Below are 25,161 nucleotides of genomic sequence, written 5' to 3'. Positions count from 1 at the left end.
TTACCAGACAACCATTTTACAGAAGGACGGTTTTTATGCGTAATCAAATGACTACTACAGAACAGTATACCATGCAAATGATACTTCCTCTAGGGGATTTGGAAGAAAAAGCAGTTTCCAAGCGAAGCCTTGCCCCTGCCTTCAAACCCTATGACAACAGACAGGCTCAGATGATTCTTGATCTGGAGATGCGTATCCCTACCCACCATGTGGCGCGTGTGATTGATGAAATGATTGAAGCCATCCCGGATGAGCAATTGTTTGCTCATTACACAGGCGGAGGCCGCAGTTCCTACCATCCCAAAATGATGCTCAAAGTCATCCTTTACGGTTACTCGCAAAAGGTCTACTCTTGTCGCGGGATTGAAAAGCTACTGCAAGAAAACCTCCCGGCTATGTGGCTGGCAGCGATGCAGCAACCCGACTTCCGCACCTTGAACGACTTCCGTGGCGTGCGCATGAAGGCATTTATGGACGAGCTGTTTGAAACGATGATCCGAAAGCTTATCGCAGACAATTACATCACGATGGAGAACTACTTTTTAGACGGCACGAAGATCGAAGCTGATGCTAACAAGTATTCTTTTGTGTGGAAAAAATCCACCCTTCACTTTGAAGAGAAGCTCAAGGAAAAGGTGCAGGCGGCCCTTGCGCATATTCATACGCTCACGCAGCAAGAAGCTGGCGGATACGCGGCGGCAGAACCGGACGAACTCCCTGCAAGACTCGAAAAAGCAGCCGCCATACTGGAAGAAAAGGTGGAGGATTTCACCGAACAAATCGCTCAGGCAAACGACAGCGAAGAACGGAAAGCCTTACGCAAAGAGCGCAGTGCCTTGAAGAAGCCACTGAAACAAATTCGGGAGGACTTTCTTCCTCGGCTCGCCAAGTATGAGCAGCAGAAGGCGTGCTTTGGCGATCGCAATAGCTACTCCAAAACAGATCCGGACGCCACGTTTATGCGTATGAAGGAAGACCACATGAAGAATGGTCAGCTGAAACCGGGTTACAATGTGCAAATGGCGACAGAAAACCAGTTCGTGTTATTTTACAGTATCCACCAGCGCCCCACCGATACGCGCTCTTTCATCCCGCATATGAAGCGATTGGCCGCGTCTTCTTTGCCGATGCCCCAAACGGTGATTGCTGATGCAGGCTATGGTAGCGAAGAGAACTATTTGTATGCGATGGGCGAAGAAAAAGAGTCCCGTTTTGATTTTCTCATTCCTTACGGCAGTTATATGAAAGAGAAAACGCGTCGCTACAAGAAGGACATTCGGCATGCCTCGAACTGGATGTATGAAGAGCGCGATGACCGATTTGTTTGCCCGAATGGCCGGTATGTTCGCTTTAAGAAATACCAAACGAAAAAAAATGCTTCCGGCTTGGAACAAAGCTTTAAGATATATGAATGTGAAGATTGCAGTGATTGTCCATTCAAGGCAAGCTGCACCAAGGCCAAGGGGAACCGCCAGGTACACTGGAATACGATCTGGGAAGAACTAAAAGCAAAGGCCAAAAAAGCCCTTGAGGATGACGAGAAATCCGCGATCTATGCTCGGCGTAAAGTCGAGGTAGAAAGCGTATTCGGTCACATCAAGGGCAATCGGTCGTTCCGGCGGTTCTCCTTGCGAGGGCTGGAGAAGGTTCACACCGAGTTTGGGATTGTGGCTTTGGCCCACAATCTACTGAAGGTGGCAGGCATCCGCCTCGCTACTTTCCTGCAAAAGCGACAGAACAAAAAAAGTTGGACGGAAAACATGACGTTTTTCCGACCAACTTTTTATTTTGGGGACTTATTGGACAGCCCCTTTATATAATAAACACATAAAAAGTAATATTCATACCTTTAGGAAATAATGAAAAAATCCGTCGTCGCGCTGGTATCCCAGACCCTCGTAACATTTTTGGGCCGCGGCATTGTCGGTTGCGGTGCTTAGCTCGAGGCCCTTGGCTTTGGTTAATGCGGCAAATTCCTTGGCTTGATTCAACAGTTTCGTGGCAATCCCCTGTTTCCGATAGTCGGCGCATACGAACAAGTCGTTTAAAATCCAAGTCCGCTGCAAGGATATCGACGAAAAGGACGGGTACAGCTGCGTAAACCCGACGATTTGGTCCGTCGGCCGATGCTTCGCCAAAAAGATGACCGATTCCCGGTGCTCGAATTTCTCGAACAGAAATTGCTTCGCGGCCTCCAGGTCCGATGCTTGTTTGTAAAACACGCGGTATTGGTCGAATACGGGAGCCAGTTGCTCCAAGTCTTTTACTGTTGCTTGCATGATAAGAATTGGGTCGTTCACCATTCTCCATCTCCTTTTGGGCAAAAATAATGATTTGTTGCTTTTAATGTCCCTGCTTATATAAAAAATCGTTGACGCTGGTTGAAAAGACAAACACGACGGATGTCGCGATTTGAAGCACTAAAGCGGCCGTCGCAAAAATCCAAAGATTCATCGGCAAAGGGGAGATGACTGCTTTTCCCGCCCAAGCCGCGATGAGCATAGCGATATTCCATCCCGTGAAGATGACGAACGCCCATTCGGCTTTTTTAACGCCGCAATAGATTAAAATCATCGTCACAATCGAAACGGCGGTTCCAAGAAGATTTGCGAAAATGCCTTGGGCCAGCCTCAAAATTTCCACGAGCAAAACAAGCAGCAGATTGGAACCGATCAGCGTCAGCGCTATTCTCTTGCCTTTGTTCACCTGCTGCACGAGAAAATCTTCGGTCGGTTTAACGGCGATCCTTCCTTTCGTTCATTTCGCCTGTGCTCCAAGCAGAATACCCGCCCTTATGTTACCACCATGCAACAGCCCTTCCCACTTCTTATTTTTGTGGACTGCAAAACAAAACCCCCAAAAAAGCTTCCGCTTTCTTAGGGGGCATGATCATACGCGTATGTAGGGCTTTAAGGATTAATCTACAAAAAAGTCGGGTTCCGGACGGATCTTCGTTTTCAGCTGTCTGAGGTTGTACTCCATTTTGAGCACGATTTCCTCGATTTGCTTCGGATCGATCGCGAACCGGTCGGGTTCGGGGCGGGAGCTCGACTTCATCTCGCGCAGCGCAACCTGCTGCTCCTGCCATTTATCCATCAGATCGGAAATGGTTGCGTAAAATCGTTCATAATCGCTAATAATTTCATCCAGGTAGGAATCGACCTCTTCCGGATCGTATCCTCTAAGTTTGGTGCTGAACACTTTTTCGTGGATCGAAAGAGCATCCAAATGTATACCCAGCTGCTTAAACAGCTTTCTCTGTTTATCCAGTCGGCGCTGCATATGCTCATCCATTGCCAATACCTCCAAATATGTTGCGACTCAAAAACGGGACAGTCGTTTCATTATATACATCCCCATTCACTTTTATATCACAACCGGGCCCAAGATGAAAATGGTTGGCCGTTTTTTTGGAGAATATTCCAATACGAAAAGCGTTTTCCCTGCTTCTTGGAATGAATCCGCCGCGTGAAACGCGCATGTTGGCCGTCGACGCTTCCGGCAGAAACGACCGCATCATCCAGCAAACGGCTCTAGCCGCAAAAACAACCCCGTTTCTCCGATTGGAGATTCGGGGTTTCGCGTCGAACGTCAATAATTGTCTTTTACGGCTTTGTTCAGCATGCCGAGGCAGCGATCCAGATCGGCTTTGACCTGTTTTTTGTACAGCTTGGCCTTTTCGTGGCCGTCTTCGGTAAAATGGTACAGCACGATCTCCTGGAAATCCACGCGGGGATCGTTGCCTTTCAGCTGCTTGGTCCGGTAAAAAACGCCCTCCTGCACCAGCTCATGCAGCGCGCGATAAATTTCGCTTTGGGGCGGCGAATACCCGAACGACTTGAATTCCTGCCTCATTTCTTCCAGCATTTGATAGCCGTATCCCCGGTGCTGTTCCACCATCGTAATCAAATACGTTTTAATAAAAGCACGCTGGGCAATCATAAAAGCCACCGCCGCTTCCCCCTTTGCTCCTTCGCTAATTCCATTATAAACCACTATTTTCAAAAAAGCATGACATGAAGCATTCACTGAATAACAAATCGCCGATCCTTGGCCGAGTACGTAAGTACGTTCCGTGAACGGTTTTGACGCCAAAGAAACACATCCGCAGCTCATCTCCTCATGGACGCGTACGCGGGCCGCTTTTTTCGTTTCAACCACGCGCAAGAATGCAACAGGAAGGCAAACGGCAGGACGGGTGCGAAAGAACGTTCAAGGTTTTTCTATTGTGAATTTTTCATATATTGAAATTGTAAGATTAGTACTCAAAAAAAATCCTCGCCTTTTACGAAATCGTCCGTTTGCTAACGATGGTTGTAAAAAGCGAGGGTCGTTTGCTGCCGATCGGCATCAGCTGCCGTCGAAATTCCGCACAGACGGTTGTCCTTGCGCCGGAACGGATTCCCGCGGTTTGCGCCTGAGCGAAGAAACTCCGGCCGTCCATTTGCCGAACGGCAAATAAGAAAGCGCGACGGTTACCGCATAAGACAAAACCACGCAGACCAGGAAAGACATCAGCATCCGCAGCGTCACGTTCCATCCGGCAAACAGCCGGGCATCCACCCTGTAGCTTTGGCGCAGCATCAGCGCATGGGCCAAATAAGCGCCGTACGAATATCGGCCGAGAAAATTCATCGCCTTATGGACGATCGGCCCCGAAGATTCCGACCATGTTTTGGACCAGGCATAAAATACGAAAATCGAGCTGACGAGAAAAACCATGATCAGCGGCCGCAGCAGACTGAGCCCGATAAAAGAAAAATGAACACCGTCCGGGGTCGCAAAACCCTGCACCGTTATATACATATAATATCCGAACAGCAAGGCGAAAACGGCCAAGTACGCCGCCTTTCCCCGGGCAAGCCAATAACTCCAGCGATCCGGAGCCATTCCGGCCGCAGCCCCGAGGATGAAATAAAAGGAAAAATACAAAAAATTGCGGTCCGCATATGCCGTAAAAAACGGCGTCAAAAACGGAATTTCCGCCTCCGCCATAAATCCTGATATCCGAAACAAATGATAGACAAGCAGGAGGCATAACATGCCTGCCCCCGTCAATGCGGCAGCCCGCCACCGGAACGGGATCCTTTTCGCGCATGCGCGCATGAGGCAGCGCAGTACCGGGAACAGCGCATAAAATTGAACGATCATGACGATGTACCATAAATGGTAGCTGTTTTTGCCGGTGACGAGATGGCTGGCAAACGTTTCGAGCCGGTGCAGAAGATCCCCGCTCCATCCCGGGTTTTCCGTAAAATACACCGCAGACCACAAGATATAGGGAACCACGATATCGCCGAACCGCTTGCGCAAAAACGAGCCGTACCGCAGCTGCCCGTCATAGTTATAAAACAATACCATGCCCGTGATAAAAATGAAGACAGGCACGGCAAATTTGGCGGCCAGCAGGAGGATGGCCATCAAGACCCCGTCCTCCATCCGGGCCTCGTTCAGGCCGGCGTAATGGGCAATCGCGTGCTGAAGCGCAACGGCCAAAAAAGCCAGACCTCGCAGCAGTTCGATTTCACGTATTCTGGCTTTTTTCGGCATGTCCACCCTCCCTTTGAAATCAAAAGTATTTTTGGTTATCGTTAACCCCGTTATGCGGCATCTGAAGCAGAAAAGCCAAAAAGAGCGCCAGACAGACTATAGCATCCGCTGCGCTCTTTTGACAAATGTTTTTAGAATTTTTTCGGCAAAAGCCCGTAGTGTACCCGTTCCGGAACTTCGATCAGCAGCATTCTTACGTCCTCGTCACCGGCATGAAGGAATACTTCCTCCTCGCGGTCCGATGTCAGCAGCATGAAATCCCGCTCATGAAAAGCTTCCTCATGCGCTTTCCCTTCCTTCCAGCTCCCTGCGCCTCGAACCGCCAGGGCGGTTAACGTCGTGCCTTTGGACAGGGTATGGGCGTATTCATGGCCGGGCTTGAGCTCAACGTCCCACATCCGGGCATCGGCCGTCAGCAGGATCGGCGATTCTCCGCCCAATATCTGTTTCACGCGGCTGCCGTTTTGCTCTTTGCACGGAATGTCGTCCCGATCAAACTGTTCGTAAGCCGGCTTTTTTTTCGCTTCCAGCTTCAGGTCAGGTTCGAACCAGATTTGAAAAGCCTCCATATCCGGACCGAAAAAACGTTCTTCATGGCTGACGCCGCTGCCGGCTTTGATCACCTGCACCCCGCCTTCGCCGATCGTGCTGCGGGTGCCGAGGGAATCGCCATGTTCGGCGGTCCCCCGAATCACGTACGTCATAATTTCGAAGCCATAGTGGGGATGCGGCGGAATGTAGCCTTCCTTAGGCGTGTGGGCCCATGCCCAGTAATATAACGGACCTACGCGGTTGATGACGGAGCCTTCGCCCGGAAAACCGATCGGTTTCTGCTCCGTGATGTTTCCTCCGTCAAATTTGCCTTTTCCCTGCATCGCAGGCGTGTACAAACGAATTCTCACGGCAATTCCCTCCTTCAAATACGGGATGTTCAAGCAGTGTCATTAAAACAGATGATAAGCTCCCGGACCGGTCAACGCAACGCCCACCACGACCGCAAGCAGGATCAGGTTGAACTCGATGCCGCCCGAAGTGCTCCAGAAGCCGTTTTTCATATGAACCGTCAAGATGGCTCCCAACATCGTCACGGCCAACATCGCCGCACCTACCGGCGTAAAAAGGCCTGCCGCAAACAGCAGCCCGCCCACCAGTTCGAACAATCCGACCAGGACGGCCATCGGCAACGCCGGTTTGATGTTGATGGACCCGAACCAGCCGGCCGTGCCTTTAATGCCCGGACCGCCGAACCACCCAAACAATTTTTGGGCTCCGTGCCCGACAAACGTCAATCCGACGATCAAACGGATGATCAACAATCCCCAAGCTATCATCATTATTTATTCCTCCATTATTGTTTATTCTTTATTTTAATTAGCTTTAATTTAAGATATGAGTTCAAAAAAATGAGCGCTAAGCTTTGGATAAACGAATCATATTTTCACTCCTATGCGTTTGTTATTTATCTTGATTTAAAGATACATGATATTCAGATATTAGTCAACCCTTATTTTAAAAAAGAGAACTTCATTCCGGAGATCGAAGCAAGCCTGCAGATCCGCTCATAAAACCGCTTTTTTCCGCTCATAATATGCCGAAAGAGAATGGAGTACGTCTATGGAAAAAATGTCCGGGCACTCGTCCCCTATCCAAAACACTGCGGCAGCCTGCTTCCAATGGCAAGGCCTTCTTCGGCATGAGACGCTGCGGCTTGTCAAATCCGGCACGTTCGTCCAATTGATCACCTCCCCGGAGCTTGCAAGGCTCGCAATGGAGTATGCGGAACTGAATCGGCGGCTGCTGGATGCTTTTGACGACAGGTTGGACCGCCAGTAAAATCCCGGCTGAGTTTTTCGAAGAGCAAAAAGCGAGGTGTCTACCTTTGAATCCCGTGACGGAAAGCTTGCTGGGCATCAAAGCGTTTAATGATCAATTCATCGCGCAGGACATGCTGCAGGATAACCGGCTGCGCATGACATTGCTGGCGGACTGCATCGAAGCTGCCGCAGATGACGCGCTGATGGAAGAGCTGTTGGCTCATCTCATGCATTCCATCTATTTGGAGGAACGCTTGCTTAAGTTATGCCTCGATCAAGATTGGCTGACGGCCGACGCATCGGAGCAATGGGAAAGGGATATCAAGTGGGCAAGCAAAGTTCGTAAAATGATGCCGCGCCGGCGATAAGTCCTTTTTGCGGCCCGCACCGCCGATAGAAAAAGGCCTCTGCGAAAGCAGAAGCCTTGTTTGTATCGCTATTATTGGGGATGGGGACGCGTGCGTCTCGTCGGGATCGCTTCCAGCGGGTCGTCCGGCCAGTAATGCTTCGGATACCGTCCTTTCAAATCCTTTTTCACTTCAAAATATCCGTGTTTCCAAAAGCTCGCCAAATCCGAAGTGATTTGGACCGGCCGCTGCGCCGGCGACAGCAGATGGATGGTCAAAGGGATTCTGCCGAAGCAGATTTTCGGCGTCTCGTGAAGCCCGAACATTTCCTGCAGCTTCACCGCCAGCACGGGCTGTTTCGGATCGCTGTAGTCCACGGCGATTTTTGAGCCGCTTGGGACGGTGATATGCGTCGGCGCTTCTTGATCGAGCCGGGACTTTTTGTCCCACCCGACCATCTGCTCCAGGATCGGAACCAGCTGCAGCTTCTGAAGGCCGTTCCGGCTTTTGATGCCGTAAAGATAGGGCAGCAGCCATTCCTCCAGATGTTCCAGCAGAGCCTCGTCCCCCATGTCCGGCCAATCGGGGTCGGCCTCGTGCATAAGCTGCAGGCGCTGGCGAAGCTGCACGGCCTGCTTGGTCCAGGCAAGGATCCCCAGCCCTTCGGAGCGGATCCCGTCCAGCAAAGCCTGCGCCACCGCTTCCGCCGGCGGCTCGGCGGCAGGCGACTCGCGCAGGACGATCGCGCCGAGGCGCAGCTGATGGCGGGATTTTACGCCGCCCAGCGACGGGTCCCATTCTACGGTCGTCTCCTCCGTAATGTCGTCCCCGTGATGCCGCCGAAGGTCTTCAAGGCTGACGGGAGCGGCGAGCAGAATCTTCCCTTCCGCTCCCTTCCTGTCGTCGACCGCCGCCACCGTCACATAGGCCTCGCGGCTTAGCGGCTGCTCTCCGGGCAGTTCCACCCCGCGCCCGGATGTCAGCAGAAATTTTCCGCCGCCACGGCTTTGGCCGATCCGGTCCGGATAGGCGAAGGACAGGAGCAGGCCGCTTTTTTCGATCTGCCAAGCCCCGGCCGAATTCGTATCAAGCCGTTTCTGCATATACCGGCTTTCCTGGACGATTCGCTTCAAGGCCGCTTCGTCTATATGGGAGCCCGCAACGCCTTGCTGCTCCCACCGGTTTACCGCCTGCACGCGGCTCCGGATATCCGAATCCGGACCTGCCCCCTGGCCGGCGCGGAAGATATCCCGCTCCTGCAATACGGCGGCAAGGACGGCGGCCAGCCCGCTTTGCCCCATCTCTTCCGCTTGAATCATCATCGCCGATAACCTCGGATGCAGGCCCAACTCCGCCATTTTTCTGCCCTTTTCCGTCACGGAACCGTCCGGACGGGCGGCGCCGAGGCGCTGCAGCAGCTCTTTTCCCCGCTCGTACGCGGTTTCCGGCGGAGGATCAAGCCAAAGCATGTCCCGCGGATCCTGCACGCCCCAGGCGGCAAGTTCCAGCGCGAGCGGGGCCAGGTCGGTTTGCAACATTTCGGGGGTATTCCGCGAACGCAGATGATTTTGCACCTCATGGCTCCATAACCGGTACGCGATGCCGGGAGCCGTACGGCCGGCCCGGCCCCTGCGTTGGTCCGCGGAAGCGCGGGAGACCCGGTCCGTCGCCAGATACGGCATGCCTGTCCGGGCGGAAAAGAGCTGCGTGCGCATATAACCGCAATCGACGACGATGCGTACGCCGTCGATCGTCAAACTCGTCTCCGCGATCGACGTCGCGAGGATCCATTTGCGCCTGCCTTGCGGATCGGGAAGCACGGCGGCCTCCTGCTCCTTTTGCGGCAGCTGGCCATACAGCGGCCGGATCACGCAGTCTGCCGGGATGCCGCCGCTTTCAAGCTCGGCTTGCACCCGGCGGATTTCTCCCCGGCCCGGAAGGAAAGCAAGCACGTCGCCGGGATGGCTGGCGGACGCCTCGCGAATGACGGCCGCCATATGTTTTTCCAGCGGCGTGCCGGCAGCGGGCGGCCTATAAACCGTTTCGACCGGAAACTGCCTGCCGGGGCAGTTCACGACTGGGGCATTCCCAAGCAGCGCGGCCACCGGCTCGGCTTCAAGCGTTGCGGACATCACCAGGATGCGGAGATCCTCCCGCAAAGCGGCCTTTGCTTCCAATGCCAGGGCAAGCCCCAAATCCCCTTGCAGGTTTCTTTCATGAAATTCGTCAAAAATGATCATGCCGACGTCTTCCAGACCGGGATCGCTTTGCAGCATTCGCGTCAATATGCCTTCGGTAACGACTTCGATTTTGGTAGCGCGGCTTGTCCGGCTATCCATTCTGACGCGGTAGCCGACCGTCCCTCCCGGCTGCTCGCCAAGCATCCGGGACATGTATTCGGCCGCCGAACGGGCGGCCAGGCGGCGCGGTTCCAGCATGACGATTTTACGTCCGGACAGCCACTCCTCATGTATGAATGCAAGCGGAACCTGCGTCGTTTTTCCCGCTCCCGGTTCGGCGACAAGGACCGCGGAACCGCCGCGGCGCAATCGGTCCAGAAGCTCGGGCAGAACCCGCTGAATCGGTAATTCGTTCATTGTTCTCCATCACCATGTCTTTCCAACCTATGTTTGAACTACTTCCATTATAGTGCGATCAGCGACTGGATATCCACGCCTGTTTGCTATAAAATGTACGAAGCGCATTTTTAAAGGAGACGATGACTTTGAGCCAGAACCTACGTCGGGCGCGAGGCCGATTCGCGCCAACGCCTTCAGGCGAACTGCACATCGGCAACGCCTGGACGGCCCTGCTGTCCTGGCTGCAAATCCGAAGCGCGGACGGGACCTTTATTTTGCGGATTGAAGATATCGACACCCAGCGTTCCAAACCCCATCTCGCCAAACAAATCCTGGACGATTTACATTGGCTCGGGCTCGATTGGGACGAAGGTCCGGATATCGGCGGCCCGTTCGGCCCGTATACGCAAAGCGAACGCATGGAATATTACGACGAAGCGCTGAAGCGGCTTCAAGAGAATGGATATTTGTTCCGCTGCTTCTGCAGCCGTGCGGACCTGCTCGCGGCAGCGAGCGCTCCCCACGGCCTGTCCTCGGAGGGACCCGCTTATCCCGGTACCTGCCGGAACCTGACCGACGAAGAGGCGGACCGCAAATCGTTGGTGAAAGAACCGTCCCTGCGGTTTAAGGTCCGGCATGAACAGCTTGTGTTCCATGACGGCGTTGCGGGGACGCAGACGTTCGATGCGGCCGCGGGCGGCGATTTTATCGTCCGGCGGGCGGATCGCATGATCTCCTATCAGCTGGCCGTCGTCGTTGACGACCACATGATGGGGATTACGGACGTCCTCCGGGGAGCGGACCTGCTCGATTCGGTCCCGAGGCAGCTGCTGCTGTACAAAGCCCTCGGGATGGAAGCACCGTCGTTCGCCCATGTCCCGTTATTTATGGGACCGGACGGCAAGAGGCTGGCCAAGCGGCATGGAGGAACCAGCCTTTCCGCCCTGCGCGAACGCCAAACGGCGCCTGAGCGTCTGGTCGGCTGGCTGATGTGGCTTGCGGGATTCACCCCGAATCCCGAGCCGTTAACCGCACGCGAATGCATTCCCCTTTTCCGCATGGACAAGCTACCTTCCGAACCGATCGTCATTACGAGCGAGATGCTTTCCCGTTTGCATGGCGCTTCATAACGGCAAAAAACCTCTATCCCTTCGCCATAGGTTCAAGGCAAGGATAGAGGTTTTTTCCGGTTCGGCCAACCGCACGCCGCCGCATACGGCCGTCTGTTTATGCATCCTCCAAGCGGCCGCGGATTTTAGGCTCGTATTCCAGAAACGCCGTGCTTCCGCTTAACCCTCGTTGCTCCATAAGCATTTGGAAGCGCAGCTTTTTTTCGGTCAGCGACCGTTTCAGCTTTTCTTTTTCGCCGGCGTTTTCGCAGGCGTATATCAAATCCCTCAGCTTCAGCAGTTCGCCTTGCAGCTGCATCTCCTCCGGAATAACTCCTGCGTTTTTCATGACTTTATACGACATCCGAAGGTCCTCGGGAATATGCGACAAGTCTTCCAGCTCCAGCGGTTTTCCTTTGCCTGCCAAATCCTTGAACTCGCCTTGTTCCATGGCCTTATGGATGCGTTCTTCAGCAAGCCAAGACATGATTCCCATGGCGGAAACCTCCCAGTTGAAAAGATGCGTTCCACCCTTATGAAAACATGAACCGCCGACGCTGTCAAACGAAAGAAAACCGCTGGCGGCGGAAGCGGAAACGGCTCGGCTGAAGCCGTCTTACCGGAGAAGCGACTCCGCTCCGTCGATGTACACCTGGGTGCCGGTGATATGGATCGATTCGTCCGAAGCCAAAAAGGCTACGAGATCGGCTACGTTTTCCGGCGTGCCCGGCCCGTCCGACAGCGGCTGGCTGCCCTGCGGGTATTGTACCGGAATGACGATTTCCTTCAGTTCGTCGGTTTTTTCGGTGCTCTGGTCGATGTTGGTCGAGATGGCGCCCGGACAGATGACGTTGACGCGGATTTTGAATTTCGCCAACTCCAGCGCCGCCATTTTCGCGAACGCGACTTGTCCTGCCTTCGAAGTGCTGTAGGCCGCCATCCCGAAATTGGAGAACGTCCGGTTGCCGTTGATCGAGCTCGTAACGATGATGCTGCCCCCTTGTTTTTTCAAATGGGGAATGGCATATTTCACCGTCAAAAACGTGCCGTTCAAATTGACGCTTAACGTATGCTGCCAATCCTCGAGTTTCATGTCCTCGATAGGCGACAGCACGCCGTTGATGCCCGCGTTGGCAAACACGATGTCAACCGTCTTGAACAGCTCCGCGGTTTCCAGCACCGCTTTTTCGACGCGCGCGGCATCCGAAGTATCGACGTCGAAGGCGCGGGCGCTGCCGGGCCGGATGGCGTTGATTTCGGCTTCCGCCTGGGCGGTGCGGTCGTCCAGCAGGTCGAACAACGCGACGTTTGCCCCTTCCGTTGCCAATTTCACGGCTGCCGCCTTGCCGATCCCGGAACCCGCTCCGGTCACGATGGCCGTTTTGCCTGAAAAACGCAATTTATTGATTTGCTGCTGGCTCATGTTAGATCTCTCCTTTTGGGTCCTGATTCTATTATGTTGCATTTGTCTCAAGATTACCCAAAAAAAGGTTCTGTCTAATCACGCCCGCGAAAAAAACAAATCCCCGGGCGCTGGCCCAGGGACAATCATAACCACCCGTCCAACGGGTGGTTTGCACTTGGGGTATAACCCCCTGTTGCCAAACTGCGCCTAAAGACGCTAGCCTGACAATAAATTGTTCAGGCTCAGTGTAATTTGTCTCTTTCACTTACCAGTTAAACTGGTTTACTTTTTCTTGCTACTATTTATGCTAAAAGGGTCCTCATACTCCTTCACACTCAGTTTGTCCACTGCCTGGTCATGTGCTTCTTGTTCACGAATATATTTTGCGACGGTTGCCTCGTTTAAGCCTACTGTACTGACGTAGTATCCTTCCGCCCAAAATTTCCGATTCCCATATTTATACTTTAATTGCGCATGCTTCTCAAAGATCATTAGCTCACTTTTCCCCTTCAGATATCCCATGAAGGCTGATACTGAAATTTTCGGTGGTATCGCTACCAGCATGTGTACGTGATCTGGCATCATATGACCTTCTATGATCTCTACTCCCTTGTATTTACATAATCGTTTGAAAATTTCGATTAAATCTTTCCTCACTTGATTATAGATCTCTTTCCGTCTATACTTCGGGGTGAATACAATGTGGTATTTGCACATCCACTTTGTGTGAGCTAAACTATAGTTCTTGTTTGCCATCTAAGACCATTCCTTTCAATTGAGCCTGAACATCTCAATTTTATCGGGATGGTCTTGTTGGTCAAACCCTCGTTCCCTCCACCCGCATAGCGGGTGGTTTTTTGTTTCGCACGCTTCGCGAGCTCAACTGGCTAAAGCCTAAACAAAAAACCGGGCCGTTCGGCCCGTGCCGAATGATCCGGCTTCATCTTGAACGCCGTTCTACCATTTAAGCTCCAAAAATGCCGCATCGTCCTGCAGCCCGCCGGTATGCCGCGCTTCCAGCAGAACCTGGATTTGTTCGTCGGGGAGCGGCTCGCGGATCGGGTCCAGATCGTCCAGCCCGTCCGTGTATAACTGGAGCCTCATCGGCATCCCGTATTCCAGCCGGGTCTGATACACATGCGGCTGGCCGCCGACAGGCCCCGTAAGCGTCGACCAGCGTTCATTCGTCTGCATCGTTCCCCGGAAATGCTCGCTGATCTCCGTCTCGTGCCTCCAGAACCGCAGCCGCGAATCCCCCTGCCAAGCCATCCATATCCTTCCTTGCTTTCTCTTGGACGTCGGCAGCTCGATGCGGCCGCAAATGTACATCGTCTGGCTGCCAAGCCGCTGCTTGTCCTCAAGAACCTCGCGGAGCAAGGAAGGCGTCTCGCTGGGAGGAATCAGCTGCTTTAACTGCGCGGAAGCGGCCACGGTAATTTCCCGCATAAAACCGGCAAACCCCGCCGACGACCATTCCCGGGTCTTTCCCAGCCACTCGAGCAGCGTATGTCCCAGAAACCGCGCCGCAAAATCTCCCCTATAACTCATGCTGACTCCGTCGCATAACACGAAATTGCACACGTCCCCATCGATGTGGACGCCGACAAAATCCTGCCCCTTTTCCCCCTGCACCAAACTTTCCATTGCCCGTCCGTAGGCGTATCTGCAAACGAACCGCCCGCGGTACGTGGAGAGCCGCTGCTCTGAAGACTGGGAACTGACATACGTAAAGACGTCCTTCGCTGCAGCCGAATTCATTTTCATAGCTTACCCCTTCCTACGCTCTGACCGGCGTCGCCGCCGACATTTGGAATCCGATGGATACAAGCTCCGCACAGCTGCCCGGAAGCATCATCAGCGCGCCCGGGGCGAGCTGGTAATCCGCTTCGGCGAGCATCTCCCGGTAGCTTTCCGGCAGCGGCGAAGACATATTTCTCAGCTTCACCGCATGTTCGTCCTGCAGCACGGTTTCCGGATGGATGCCTTTCCAGCGCCGCGGCTGAAGGATGGGTTGGTCGAGCAAATGATCGGAAATAAAAATGTTTTCCACCAGCACGTTCCCGTCCGGGACGCTCATGTTCATGATGCGTCTGGCAATCGGCTCCGGATCTTCTCCCGTTGCGACGCCATCGGTCATGTGGCACACCAGCGGAGCCGGACAATCCTGCATGGAGGGGAGCTCCGACTGCAAAATCAGCTCTGCCTGGCGGAACGCCTTGGCGGAATCCGAAAAACGTTTCGGCGTCAAATCAGGCAACGTGCCGGCCGCCGCGATTTCGTCGATCCCCTTGATGCCGTTCAGCAGGTCGTACACGTCGTCGCTGTACGCCAAGATAGCGATCCGGTATCGCGGCGTCAGGCGGTTCCCTTTCGTCGACCGGAACACCATTTGCCGGATGGCCAAAGAAAGCGCTTCGTATACGACGTCGATGCGGCGTTTGTTATCCATCAGCATGTTCATGGAAGCGCTGATGTCGATCAGGTAGATAATAAGCGCGGGCGTGCGCTGGGAAGCCTGAATGGTATAGTTCATCTGCGATTTCAACTCCCCTTTTTGAAAATTGAACTGAATTATATGTTAGGCAGTATGTAACCCGTATTGGCCAAAAACTTATAGATCGCATTGGCGCGCGAGCTGACCTTGCCAACCGTTTTGAAATAAGCGGCGTCTTTTTCGTACAGGCTGATAAAATTCAGGGCATATTGCCTTGCTTTGGACGTATTCCCGGTTTTTTGGGCGTTGTATGCCTGATTGTACGAGGCGATCAGCTGCACCACCTGGTTGGATCGTCTCTTTTGCAGCTCTCTGGCCTGCTGCTGCTTGCGCGCAGCCGCTTCCTTCGCCTGCTGAATTCTTTGCTGCTCAAGCTTCTCCTGCAGAATTTTCTGCTGCTTCAGGTAAGCCTCGTATTGGGCCTGCTTTTCGTACAGCTCCTGCAAACGCTGCTTTTCCGCCGCTTTTTTCTTTTCTTCGGCAAGCTTTTTCTTGGCAAGATACGCTTCGTATTTGGCCTGCTGCTCGTATTTTTGCTGCAGCTTCTGCTTTTCCTCTTTTTGCTTGGCCAGCTTGATGGCTTCCTCCTGCTTGCGCTTCTTTTCCGCCTCTTCCTTTTTGCGTTTCTCCTCTGCCTGCTTGCGCTGCGCCTCCGCTTCGGCCTGCTTCCGCTTCTCTTCCTCCAGCTTTTGCAGCTCCGCTTTCCGGGCCTCTTCCTGCTGCTTCGCTAACACCTCGGCTTCCTTTTGCTCGGCCCGATCGGCCAAAATCTGATTGACCGCAAAAGCCGAACCGACGACAAGAATCAAAGCCGCGATTCCGGCTGCCAGCCATTTGCGCGAACGGTAAAAAGGAATCTTCCCGGACGGCTGCTCTTCGGGTTTCGGATTCAGCGTTTCTTCCAGTCCCGCAATCGCCGCCTCCAGCTCCACCTGCATCGGCGAACCGGCCGGAACGAAATGATGCGCAGACCGGTACACTTCAAGGGCTCCTTTCAGATCCCCCTTTTGCTCCATCTCCCGCGCCTGATTAAACAAGCGGTCGACGACTCCATGTTCGTTGCCCGACTCGGCGGCGCCAGCAGCTGTTCGGCGCGGCGCTTGCTCCTCCATGTCAGGCAAAGCCGCTGCCGCTGCCGCGGTTTCCAGCGCCCCTTTCGAGCGGGGACCCGCCGCTTCAGCTTTTCCCGGCTCCGCCGCCGGTTGAGCCTCCGCTTGGGGTTGCGGCAGCTCGTTCCCGTTCATGGAGGAAAGAACGACCAGCCACTCGCCGAACGTCGGACAGCTGCTGATGTCCTGGCTTTCCCAGGCCCGGGCGAACAGTTCCGAGACTTTCGTCCCCCAATTGCGCTCCAGCGATTTTTTCAGGACGAAATACCGTTCGCAAGGATTTTGCATCTCATGCTGATCGAAGTAGCTTTCTCCCCACGCTTTTTCCACCACGTGCGGATCGCACCAGCCCAGCATTTCGGCAATGATGATCGCCCCTGCAAAACGGTCCGCATAAGCGCTCCACAGCCCGCTTTGTACCGTGCGATGCGCCGCGTAGCCGGGAGAGCCCGACAAAAGCACGTCCGGCCGGTCCATTTTGGGGCTGTACATCTGTTCCACGTCCACCAGCTCGACAACGGATTTTTTGCCCGGCATATCGACTTCTGAAAAAAACGGAAGCATGACGTTCGGGGCAGACAGGTCGCAATGCGCCAGCCCGCGTTGTTCCATCCCCGAACCGATCGCCGCAAGCGCTTTGGCAAGCGCAAGGCTTTCCGTCCGCTTGAGCTGTTTTTGCTCCGCGATGACGTCGAACCAGGTCACCCCATGGACCCAGGGCATCAGGACGGCATACAGCAAGTCGGGATGTTCGGTGATGAGTTCTCCGTTTCTTTCGGGAGTGAGCACGTCTCGTTTGCAGACCTGCAAGCCGGGGCTTTCGCTGTAAATCTCCATCGTCTCCGACTGGTAGACCATCGCGGGAATCCGGAATTTCGAAAAAAACACTTTCAGCGCCTTCGCCTCTTCCGGCCCGCCGTTTTGCGGGATGAGCTGGTAGACGATCCCCTGCCTGCCGGCCTGGGCATACGCCAAACCCGGAGCGGCCGGATGCTGGCCTACCGTATAGGTTTTACCGTTAATAGAAATAGAGTCACCCGCATTGGGTTGAAAAGACATAGATATCCCCTCTCTTTATCCGACAACAGATATAGACCGCAAAATAACCCCACTCAGGTGGAGCTATCGCTTTGTACGATTATTCTCATGCAATAAGCGGGGGACCTCCAAACAAAACGCCTTTACTTGGCAGAAAACCGGGAGTTCAAGAACACCCGGTCTCGTCATACTTTATTAAAAATAGTTCAACCCGATCCCCTTAGTCCTATTAAACCATAACTTAGCGGGATTCGTCGACCGTGCGGAATTTCTGTGCGATGGCAGTCAATTCCTGACTGATATTGTTCAAAATTTGAACGAAAGATTGCATTTGCTTGTTCGCTTCCTGGAATTCCTGGAAGAAACGCTGCTTGGTCATCCCTTCCCATTGACCTTCCATGCCGTGGATCGCCTGGGTCAGGCTGCTCACGATTTGCTGGCTTTGCTGGCCGCCTTGCTTGAATTGGTTTGCAACCGCGTCCACCTGTTCCGGGGTAATTAAAATACGTCCTGCCATGTTGCTCCTCCTTCAAATTCAATGATTATCGTAGTCGACTATACTATAAACGACCGGCTTCAACAAAAGTCCCTGGTCCTGAGTCTTTTTACCCGCTTCTTTATCCGATTGAAACATCTTCCAGGATCTTTTGGAATCTTTTTTCCTCATCGTTGGAAAATCCGGTAAACTCGATTTTGTCGATATCCTCATGATTGAACAAAAAAGTATAGTTAGGGTCGATGTATCCCTCCGGATAAACCACGCCGAGATAGTCGTATAACGTGTTGCTTTCCATTTGGATCTGCTTGCGTCCGTAAATCATCAGCTTCTTTTGGGCCCCTTTGAGCAGAACGATCGACCCGAGCGGAAGCAATGATTTCGCGAGTTCCCGTTCCTCCATCGTTTGTTCAACCTTCCTCTCTCTATGACAGCTTGTATGCTAGCGTCTTTTTCTTAGCAAATAAAATTTATGAAGATTGCCGGCAAGCATGATATAAACAAGAGCAAACAAAAAAAGCAGCGCGATGATCAGCGTTATTTTCATGCTGTATCCCCCGAAGGTTTTGATCAGCACGCACGAGACGAGCACGCCGGCGCCGGAGGAGGCCAAAATGATGCCTTGCGTTTTCCTCAGCCCGCGCGTGTCTCCATCCGGTTTCTCCTGTTCCTCCCGGCTGTAATACCCGCTGTACAATAATCTCATATGTATTCCGTAAAGCAGCGTAAATACGACTATGTATCCAACCGCGGACCCGATCAGAAACCAGGGCGACGAAATGTCCAGCGTGGCATAAGCCAGCTTGTTCGCAGCCGCCGCAAAAGCGGCGGAACCCAAAATGCCGATCGCCCCCAGAACAAAAAGATGGAACTCCTGCATTTTTCCCGGAGAGATCACGACGGCCAGTCCCAGGATGTCCATTACGGCCAGCGGAACCAACAGCAGCCAAGCCCAAACCGGAACGAACGGATCCGCAAAAGCCGCGATCAGAAGCAGCAGGTTGGGAAGCAGCAGCAGGCTGATCGTCTGGGATCTGATGATGCGCAGCGGATAAACTCCCGCATAATCGTTAACGAATGATTGCTTTTGCCGTGGAGCATTGCCGTTCACCGTTCCCACTCCTTTGCGTGGCCGGATGCCGCCAAACCTGGTTTCGAACGCGGCGTGGCATCCTTAGCCGAATAAATTCCCGAGCTTGCCGAGTTTGTTTTTCACTTGATCCGCCAACTCGCTGGCGCCGTGGGATACCGCTTTGACGGAATCCGACACGGCGTTGAAGGTTTCTTCGGCCGCATGGCCGATCCCTTTTGCCGCCGACTTCACTCCTTCGACCGTTCCGTCGATGGCCGCGTCTACCGCATCCACCGCATAGGTTTTAAGCGATTTCCCGTTGATTTCAATGTCGGTGACGGCCGAGATGACGACGCCCGACGCCAGTCCCACCACCGCGCCGACTGCCGTTCCCGCTACGGGCACCGCGGAACCGACCGCAGCCCCGATCGCCGCGCTGCTTGCCATGGTGCCGAGCCCCAAGCTGCCGTTGACCAGAACGCTGGCCGCGGCCCGGCTGGCCCCGCCGGTTTTATAATCCTGAAAGCCGGACACGCCCGTATCGAACAGCAGCCCGGCATAACCCAGCTTTCCGCCGAGGCCTTTGATCGAAAGGGCTTCTTTCGCCGCGATTTTAGGATCGACGAATTTCCATACCTGCGGATTTTTGGCCGCGTTGTTCAGCGTGTACCGGGTTCCCCGGATGCCTTCGCTGAGGGCAAAAGGAGAACGCGCCCCTTTGATCGTGGCGACCGAGCCGTTGTTTCTCATATTGACGTTAAACCCGCTTTTGACCATCGTGCCTACCATCAGCGCGCCGTATCCTAGCGTCGCCCACCCCGCAGGCGTAGGCCCCTGGTATCCCCATCCGACATTGAGGCCGTCATCGTCGCCGTTATGCGCTTGTACGGCCATGACCGCCGACGACGGGTTCGAGATCGGGATGCCGCGCCCGCCGTACCCCGGCAGGATGGAACCGTCCCCCTGAACGCCTACGGCGCGGAACATCGCGACCGGAGAATGGTATAGGGCGGAGTTTCCCAAAAAGGAATGATGCTGTTCGTCCGCCGACTGGAACATTCCCGCTTTTTTGTGCACGTTTCTGCCCATTTCGCTTAACATGGACGAAATCTGTTCCCCCTGCTGATTCGCGGCCTGCCACTCGTTCAAGAGAGATTCCCGGATAGAAGTTTCCCATATGAGCGATCCCAAAGCCTGATTCAATAACGCGGTTAATTGGCGGATTTGCTCGCCGCTTTGCTCCAGTTGACGACTTAATGCCCGGAGTGCTTCCGGTTCGACAGAAATACGCACGGACCATCACCTTCCATCTGATTCTGCAGACTGCTTCAACCATAGAAGCAGCATCTCTTGAAATTGTAGTTTGCTGGCAGGACTGGCGGTCAACCAGTCTTGATCTCCCCTCAGGCTCATGCGGACAAGCCAGTTCATCGTATCATTTACCACAAAAGCGGCGCTTTGCGTCTCCCATCGGCTTCCCGTCCAAGTGGAAAAATGCAGCTCGCCTTCCCCCGTCCGGAACTTCAGGCACCGGGCAAAGGCTATGGAGCCCTCCGCGTCATTGGTCGCGGCCGCAAGCTCGTCACCGAGCTCGTCCAAAGTAAGGGCCGGAATGCGGCTGTATATTTCGCCGAATTTCTTTTTGGATAGGAGGAGCGCCGGCATTTCCGCTGGAGCGTAATCTTTCAAATCCATTTTGTCTACCAGCTGGCTGCAGGCCGCTTCCACGTTGCCGAGCTCATCCAGCTCGTACACCAAATCCTTCTCCGACTTGCACACCTGCACGACGCGTTCATTCGTTGCATGCAAGTACCCCTCGAAGGCTTCCTCTTGGCGTTTATACCGCAGCCAGCATGAACGTTCCGCCAAGCTAGCGATGGCGACGCGCGAAAAAACCTTAGGCGGCATGGCCAGCAGGCTGCCGTCGTCTTCCTCGACGAGGTAGCCTTTTTCCAAAAGGGATCTTTTCACATCGTCCCATTCTTCGGCAATTTCCTGCGCCAGATAACCTTGAAACGGGTCCTCCACGCCCAGCAGGCGGTCGGAACCCAATATTCCGGCAAGGAAAAAAAACTCTCTATTATCAAGCGTAATCGTATCCTGTTTGGAAGCATGAATCGTCAACATTATGAGCCACCTCCCCTCAAACAACAACATGCCATCGGTCGCGAATTATTTCCGCCCATCGTTTGCCGTCCCACTCGTCATCAAACGGAACCGCGGCTTTTACCCTGGTAAATTTCCGCTTTATGTAGTACCCCTGTCCCGGCGGCAGGATCTTCAAGCCCCCGGGAGCCTGACTCGATTCCGAAAAAGGAATCCGGAAGAACGACAAATCGTTAGGGTCCAAAGTCCCGAATAAAAATCCGCTTTGGCAAGCTTTGACGTCATTGAACCAATCCGCTCCGAACGTAGGGAAATCGGCCGGAACGCCGGAAAGCAAAACATGCACGTTCCGATCCCGTCCAAGGCGCACAATCGCTCCCAGTTGATCTTTTATCGTAAAGTCGTTTAATTGTTTAGCCAAAATATCCGCATCATCGATCGCCAGAAGGATGGCCGGCCCTTCCTCCCCGCCGCTGCGGCGCTGCACCAGCTCAAAAACTTGTCCGATCAGCGCGGCAAGCTCTTCTTCCCTCGTTGCCGACGCCTGCACATGCGGGAGTCTGCCGATTTGGGAGAGCCCCCGGCTGCCGTACCTGGCATCGACCGTGTACATTTGCAGCTGCTCCGGGGAATAATGATAGGCCAGCGAAAGCATCCAGCTCAGCATGAAGGCCGTTTTTCCGCCCTCCATCGGGCTGGCAACGATAAAGTGCGGTCCTTCCTGCAGGTCCGCCTCGAAAGGCTCCAAATCATCCGTATACAAGCCTACGGGCACTTTAAACGAAGCGGCGGGACCATGTTCCGGCTTAAAGCTGGCCGCATGCGGCATCAGCTCATGCAGCCGGATCCGCTCCGGCAGCTTCTCGATTTTCCGGACGTTCCCGGCCGGATACCGGGACTCGATGCTTTGGATCTGCTTGCGAAGCTCGACCGACCGTCCGGCTTCGTCGTCGCCGCTGGCCGGCAGCGCGGCCTGAAATTCAAGCGGCGGGGTATGACCCTTCGCAAGGCCCCTGCCCGGCGGCATGGAGCCCGGATTCCTTGCCGGCCGGCCGACGGCATAATAATAATCCGACGGATCCGCAAGCTCGAAGGTTACCGCGTTGGCGATATTGCTGCGTACTTTTTCGAATATGTCCGAAATGCGGTTCGAGGTCAGCACAAAGGTGATGCCCAGATTTCCGCCTTCGCGCAAAATGAACTCCAGCAGTTCGTTTTCCTCGGGATAGGAGTTCCGGAAATTCAAATATCCGTCGATGACGACGATAAACTGCGGCAAAACCGCGTTTCGCGCCCGCCGGTAAGCGGCGGCCGTCTTCACGCCGGCGTCGGCGAACAGCTCTTTGCGCTCCGATATCGTTTTGACCAGAAAGAGGAACAGCCGCTTGATCCGGTCGTCCTCTTCGGCCATCATCACGCCGCCGATTTGCGGCAGCTTGGCGAAATCCCTCATCATTCGTCCCATGTCCACGATGTATCCGTGCCACGCGTCCGGAGAATAGGCTTGGGCGAGCGACATCAGCAGCGTCTGCACGAACGTCGTCTTGCCCAGTCCCGGCATGCCGTAGACCGCCCAATGCCCTTGCTGCATCGGAATACGCAGCGGACGCTGGCTTTGGTTCGACAGATCGTCGACGATGCCGACGACCCCTTCCAATTCGCCGCATTCGGGCGCGGATGCCTGCGCCGCCAGCTCCTCGAGCTCCAGCCTTTCCGGCAGCGGCGGAAGCCATGGCCCCTGCAGGCGCTCGATGCCTTCCTCCCTGGCCGCTTCGGCGAGTCTGTCGATGAATACTTGAAGCTGTTTCGGAGGCTGCTCCATTTGCAAATTGGCTGCGGACATGCTGGTCGAAAGCAGATTTTCCCGTTTCCCGTTCAAAGCGATTTCGGTCGGAACGACCCGCCCCGGAGAATCCGTCTGCTCCACGTAGGGCGCGCCGCTCCAGGCAAACTGCATTTCCTCGAATATTTCGTCGCTGCCTACCTGGAAATAACCCCGTCCGGGTTTGTTGATCCAGGCCGCGTTCGGTATTTTAAGCATATCGCGGCTGTCGCCTTCGTCCTGCACGCGCAGGCAGATGCGGAAACGCGCGTTGCTCCATATTTTATCGTCAACGACGCCCGCCGGTTTCTGGGTCGCCAGGATCAAATGCACGCCCAGCGTACGGCCGATGGCCGCGATGCTGATCAGCTCGTCCATGAATTCCGGCTGATCCTTTTTGAGCTGCGCGAACTCGTCGATAATGATCACCAAATGCGGGAGCGGCCGGCCGCCCTCGCGTTTCAGAAGCTTGTAATATTCGTCGATGTGCTGCAGGTTTCCGGCATCGTTCAATATTTTCTGCCGTCTGACCAGCTCCGCTTTGAGCGAAACCTTCGCCCGTTCCATGAGCCCGCTGCTCAAATTGGTGATCGTTCCGACGACATGGGGCAAGTCGACGAACGTGTTGGACATGCCCCCGCCTTTGTAGTCGACCAGCATGAAAGCAAGGTCATGCGGGTGGAACTCGGCGGCAAGCGAAGCGACGATCGACTGGATGACCTCGCTTTTGCCCGAACCGGTCGTGCCGGCGATCAGGCCGTGCGGGCCGTGCCCCTGCCGTTCTATTTTATCATGAATGTTCAAATTGATCTTTTTGCCGCCCGCGCGTACGCCAAACGGGACGGGCAGGCTTTCCGGATACCGGTTGTTTCTCCAGCGCTGCTTCACGTCCAGGTCGGCCGCTTTTTTGATATTCAGCATTTCGAATAACGTCAGCACGTCCGGGATATCCGACGCAAGCGACCGCTTGAGCCGGATCGGGGCCATGTAACGGGTCAGCGCTTCCGCTCTTTCCAGCGTGAGCATGTCCGGGACGAAGCTTACCTGGTCGAACGCCCCGTCCTCGCGTTTCAGCGAATATTGCCCTTCGCTCCGGCCGACGTCCACGATCAGATGGCACTGCATCGGGAGCGTCTCCTTCCGGTCGGAACAAATGATGGTGCATGCGTCGATTTCAGCGGCATCCTCCAGCAGGAGCGGCAGCAGCGGCTCTTCTTCGATCAGCTGCCCGCTGGACAGCAGGACGACCTGGATCGGCAGTTGAGCCGTCTTTTTTTTCTGCTCGTGGCGGGAGGACTTGCGGCGTCCCAGCCGCTGGAACAGTTCATCCGCAAGCTGGTGGGCGGTGCTTCGCCGATCCGACATATAGCGGTAGCTGCGGCTTTCGTCCCAGGTATGGGGCAGCCATCGCATCCAATCCCATTCTTCGGCATCTTTTTCCTCATAAAAAGCGGCCAGCTTGACCTCATCCGGCGAATGGCGGACCGTCATTTGCGCGACGATGACCCGCAGGGCGTTCATGACCGAATCCCGGTCCCCCACGATCCCGACCACCTTCGCCTGAAACAGCGGCAGCGCGATCGGCGCGTCCGGCACCGTTTCGAATTCGCCGGCAAGCTCCTGCGCCGCTTCGATCAGAGGATCTTTGACGTACCCGTCGGGACGGGGCGCGTTGACCTTCATGTAAAACGGGACCTGGCCCGTTCCGATTCGCGTATGCAAAAAATCGTCGTCCCCGAAGGAACGTTCCCATAACACGCTGCTTCGGTTTTTGACAATATGAAAGCAGACATCCGGATCCCCGTGAACCTCAAACAGCACGTCCACCTGCTCCTTATGCCCTGCGGCCAGTTCTTCCCTATGCTTGTCGAGCTCGGCATGATACAGGCGTACCCGCTCTTTGAGCTGCTCGTTGTATTTCTTTTTGTTGCCCAAATAGACGAAAAACGGAATCGTATACGACGTCAACATCATCGTCACGGATACCATTTGGAACATCATATAATTGCTGTTGCCCATTTTTCCGGTCAAATTCATGTATATGTAAAACCCGATGCTGAAGACGGTCATGACGGCGGGCAGCAGAATCGATATGAGCGAAAACGAAGGTTTGCTCGGTTCGTTCTGCGGCTTCGGGATTTCGACCGTCTCCTCCTTCAGCGCCGGTTTGATTCGCGGCGAGCGTTGGTACAACACATTCACGATGCGTCAGCTCCTCCT

24 protein-coding genes are annotated in these 25,161 nt (G+C 54.5%); 4 read left to right on the top strand and 20 right to left on the bottom strand.

What is annotated here, in order from left to right:
• Nucleotides 1-35: 35 nt before the first annotated feature.
• On the top strand, nt 36-1,820 hold the full coding sequence (locus NYE48_RS10150) for an IS1182 family transposase (protein ID WP_340998369.1): 1,785 nt from the start codon (nt 36-38) through the stop codon (nt 1,818-1,820).
• Between the two features lie 21 nt (nt 1,821-1,841).
• On the opposite strand, the gene NYE48_RS10145 is transcribed toward NYE48_RS10150, so the two are convergent.
• The 7 genes from NYE48_RS10145 to NYE48_RS10115 form a co-directional block, all read right to left on the bottom strand.
• Complete coding sequence (locus tag NYE48_RS10145; RefSeq protein WP_246536782.1) at nt 1,842-2,303, bottom strand: GNAT family N-acetyltransferase; 462 nt, start codon at nt 2,301-2,303, stop codon at nt 1,842-1,844.
• Between the two features lie 40 nt (nt 2,304-2,343).
• Nucleotides 2,344-2,715 carry a hypothetical protein gene (locus tag NYE48_RS10140; RefSeq protein WP_212949044.1) on the bottom strand — a complete coding sequence of 124 codons (372 nt, stop codon included), beginning with the start codon at nt 2,713-2,715 and terminating at the stop codon, nt 2,344-2,346.
• Nucleotides 2,716-2,916: 201 nt separating this feature from the next.
• Entirely contained in the window at nt 2,917-3,294 is a 378-nt protein-coding gene (locus tag NYE48_RS10135; RefSeq protein WP_036707146.1) for a DivIVA domain-containing protein, read from the bottom strand.
• 297 nt (nt 3,295-3,591) lie between these two features.
• A complete protein-coding gene (locus tag NYE48_RS10130) occupies nt 3,592-3,951 on the bottom strand; it encodes a helix-turn-helix transcriptional regulator (RefSeq protein ID WP_036707143.1) in 360 nt (119 codons plus the stop codon).
• A gap of 399 nt (nt 3,952-4,350) precedes the next feature.
• Nucleotides 4,351-5,550, bottom strand: a complete 1,200-nt coding sequence (locus NYE48_RS10125) for an acyltransferase (protein WP_340998360.1) — start codon at nt 5,548-5,550, stop codon at nt 4,351-4,353.
• 131 nt (nt 5,551-5,681) lie between these two features.
• Nucleotides 5,682-6,452, bottom strand: coding sequence for a pirin family protein (locus NYE48_RS10120; protein ID WP_340998358.1), 771 nt, complete (start codon nt 6,450-6,452; stop codon nt 5,682-5,684).
• 42 nt (nt 6,453-6,494) lie between these two features.
• On the bottom strand, nt 6,495-6,881 hold the full coding sequence (locus NYE48_RS10115) for a DoxX family protein (RefSeq protein WP_036707215.1): 387 nt from the start codon (nt 6,879-6,881) through the stop codon (nt 6,495-6,497).
• 283 nt (nt 6,882-7,164) lie between these two features.
• Between NYE48_RS10115 and NYE48_RS10110 the strand changes: the two genes are divergently transcribed.
• Both NYE48_RS10110 and NYE48_RS10105 read left to right on the top strand, forming a co-directional pair.
• Nucleotides 7,165-7,383, top strand: a complete 219-nt coding sequence (locus tag NYE48_RS10110; RefSeq protein ID WP_212949039.1) for a hypothetical protein — start codon at nt 7,165-7,167, stop codon at nt 7,381-7,383.
• Between the two features lie 46 nt (nt 7,384-7,429).
• Nucleotides 7,430-7,732 carry a hypothetical protein gene (locus NYE48_RS10105; RefSeq protein ID WP_212949038.1) on the top strand — a complete coding sequence of 101 codons (303 nt, stop codon included), beginning with the start codon at nt 7,430-7,432 and terminating at the stop codon, nt 7,730-7,732.
• Between the two features lie 71 nt (nt 7,733-7,803).
• Here NYE48_RS10105 and hrpB read toward each other — a convergent pair whose 3' ends face one another.
• On the bottom strand, nt 7,804-10,308 hold the full coding sequence (hrpB, locus tag NYE48_RS10100) for an ATP-dependent helicase HrpB (protein WP_340998355.1): 2,505 nt from the start codon (nt 10,306-10,308) through the stop codon (nt 7,804-7,806).
• A 128-nt stretch (nt 10,309-10,436) separates the two neighbouring features.
• Between hrpB and gluQRS the strand changes: the two genes are divergently transcribed.
• Entirely contained in the window at nt 10,437-11,420 is a 984-nt protein-coding gene (gene gluQRS / locus NYE48_RS10095; protein WP_340998353.1) for a tRNA glutamyl-Q(34) synthetase GluQRS, read from the top strand.
• 97 nt (nt 11,421-11,517) lie between these two features.
• Here gluQRS and NYE48_RS10090 read toward each other — a convergent pair whose 3' ends face one another.
• The 12 genes from NYE48_RS10090 to essC form a co-directional block, all read right to left on the bottom strand.
• Nucleotides 11,518-11,895 (bottom strand): DnaJ family domain-containing protein, encoded by a 378-nt coding sequence (locus NYE48_RS10090; protein ID WP_340998351.1) that lies wholly within the window; start codon nt 11,893-11,895, stop codon nt 11,518-11,520.
• 120 nt (nt 11,896-12,015) lie between these two features.
• The gene (locus NYE48_RS10085) at nt 12,016-12,822 is read right to left on the bottom strand and encodes an SDR family oxidoreductase (protein WP_339321242.1); all 807 of its coding nucleotides are present in this window, start codon (nt 12,820-12,822) and stop codon (nt 12,016-12,018) included.
• A 264-nt stretch (nt 12,823-13,086) separates the two neighbouring features.
• Entirely contained in the window at nt 13,087-13,560 is a 474-nt protein-coding gene (gene tnpA / locus NYE48_RS10080; protein WP_340996591.1) for an IS200/IS605 family transposase, read from the bottom strand.
• Between the two features lie 201 nt (nt 13,561-13,761).
• Nucleotides 13,762-14,568, bottom strand: coding sequence for a hypothetical protein (locus tag NYE48_RS10075; RefSeq protein ID WP_036707117.1), 807 nt, complete (start codon nt 14,566-14,568; stop codon nt 13,762-13,764).
• Nucleotides 14,569-14,581: 13 nt separating this feature from the next.
• Entirely contained in the window at nt 14,582-15,337 is a 756-nt protein-coding gene (locus NYE48_RS10070) for a vWA domain-containing protein (RefSeq protein ID WP_340998348.1), read from the bottom strand.
• 38 nt (nt 15,338-15,375) lie between these two features.
• A complete protein-coding gene (locus tag NYE48_RS10065; RefSeq protein WP_340998346.1) occupies nt 15,376-17,466 on the bottom strand; it encodes a hypothetical protein in 2,091 nt (696 codons plus the stop codon).
• Between the two features lie 220 nt (nt 17,467-17,686).
• Nucleotides 17,687-17,962 (bottom strand): WXG100 family type VII secretion target, encoded by a 276-nt coding sequence (locus NYE48_RS10060; protein WP_036707112.1) that lies wholly within the window; start codon nt 17,960-17,962, stop codon nt 17,687-17,689.
• A gap of 100 nt (nt 17,963-18,062) precedes the next feature.
• The gene (locus NYE48_RS10055) at nt 18,063-18,344 is read right to left on the bottom strand and encodes a DUF4176 domain-containing protein (protein ID WP_036707110.1); all 282 of its coding nucleotides are present in this window, start codon (nt 18,342-18,344) and stop codon (nt 18,063-18,065) included.
• A 39-nt stretch (nt 18,345-18,383) separates the two neighbouring features.
• Complete coding sequence (locus NYE48_RS10050; protein ID WP_340998343.1) at nt 18,384-19,052, bottom strand: hypothetical protein; 669 nt, start codon at nt 19,050-19,052, stop codon at nt 18,384-18,386.
• A 63-nt stretch (nt 19,053-19,115) separates the two neighbouring features.
• The gene (locus NYE48_RS10045; RefSeq protein WP_036707105.1) at nt 19,116-20,306 is read right to left on the bottom strand and encodes a WXG100 family type VII secretion target; all 1,191 of its coding nucleotides are present in this window, start codon (nt 20,304-20,306) and stop codon (nt 19,116-19,118) included.
• A 6-nt stretch (nt 20,307-20,312) separates the two neighbouring features.
• Complete coding sequence (locus NYE48_RS10040; RefSeq protein WP_036707101.1) at nt 20,313-21,140, bottom strand: hypothetical protein; 828 nt, start codon at nt 21,138-21,140, stop codon at nt 20,313-20,315.
• Nucleotides 21,141-21,156: 16 nt separating this feature from the next.
• Nucleotides 21,157-25,143, bottom strand: a complete 3,987-nt coding sequence (gene essC, locus NYE48_RS10035; protein ID WP_340998340.1) for a type VII secretion protein EssC — start codon at nt 25,141-25,143, stop codon at nt 21,157-21,159.
• Between the last annotated feature and the right edge of the window lie 18 nt (nt 25,144-25,161).

This window comes from Paenibacillus sp. FSL M7-1455, from assembly GCF_038004655.1.
Taxonomy (GTDB): Bacteria; Bacillota; Bacilli; order Paenibacillales; family Paenibacillaceae; genus Paenibacillus_AQ; species Paenibacillus_AQ cookii.
Note: the sequence above shows the minus strand (reverse complement) of the source record. Positions and strands in the feature narration are given on the sequence as shown.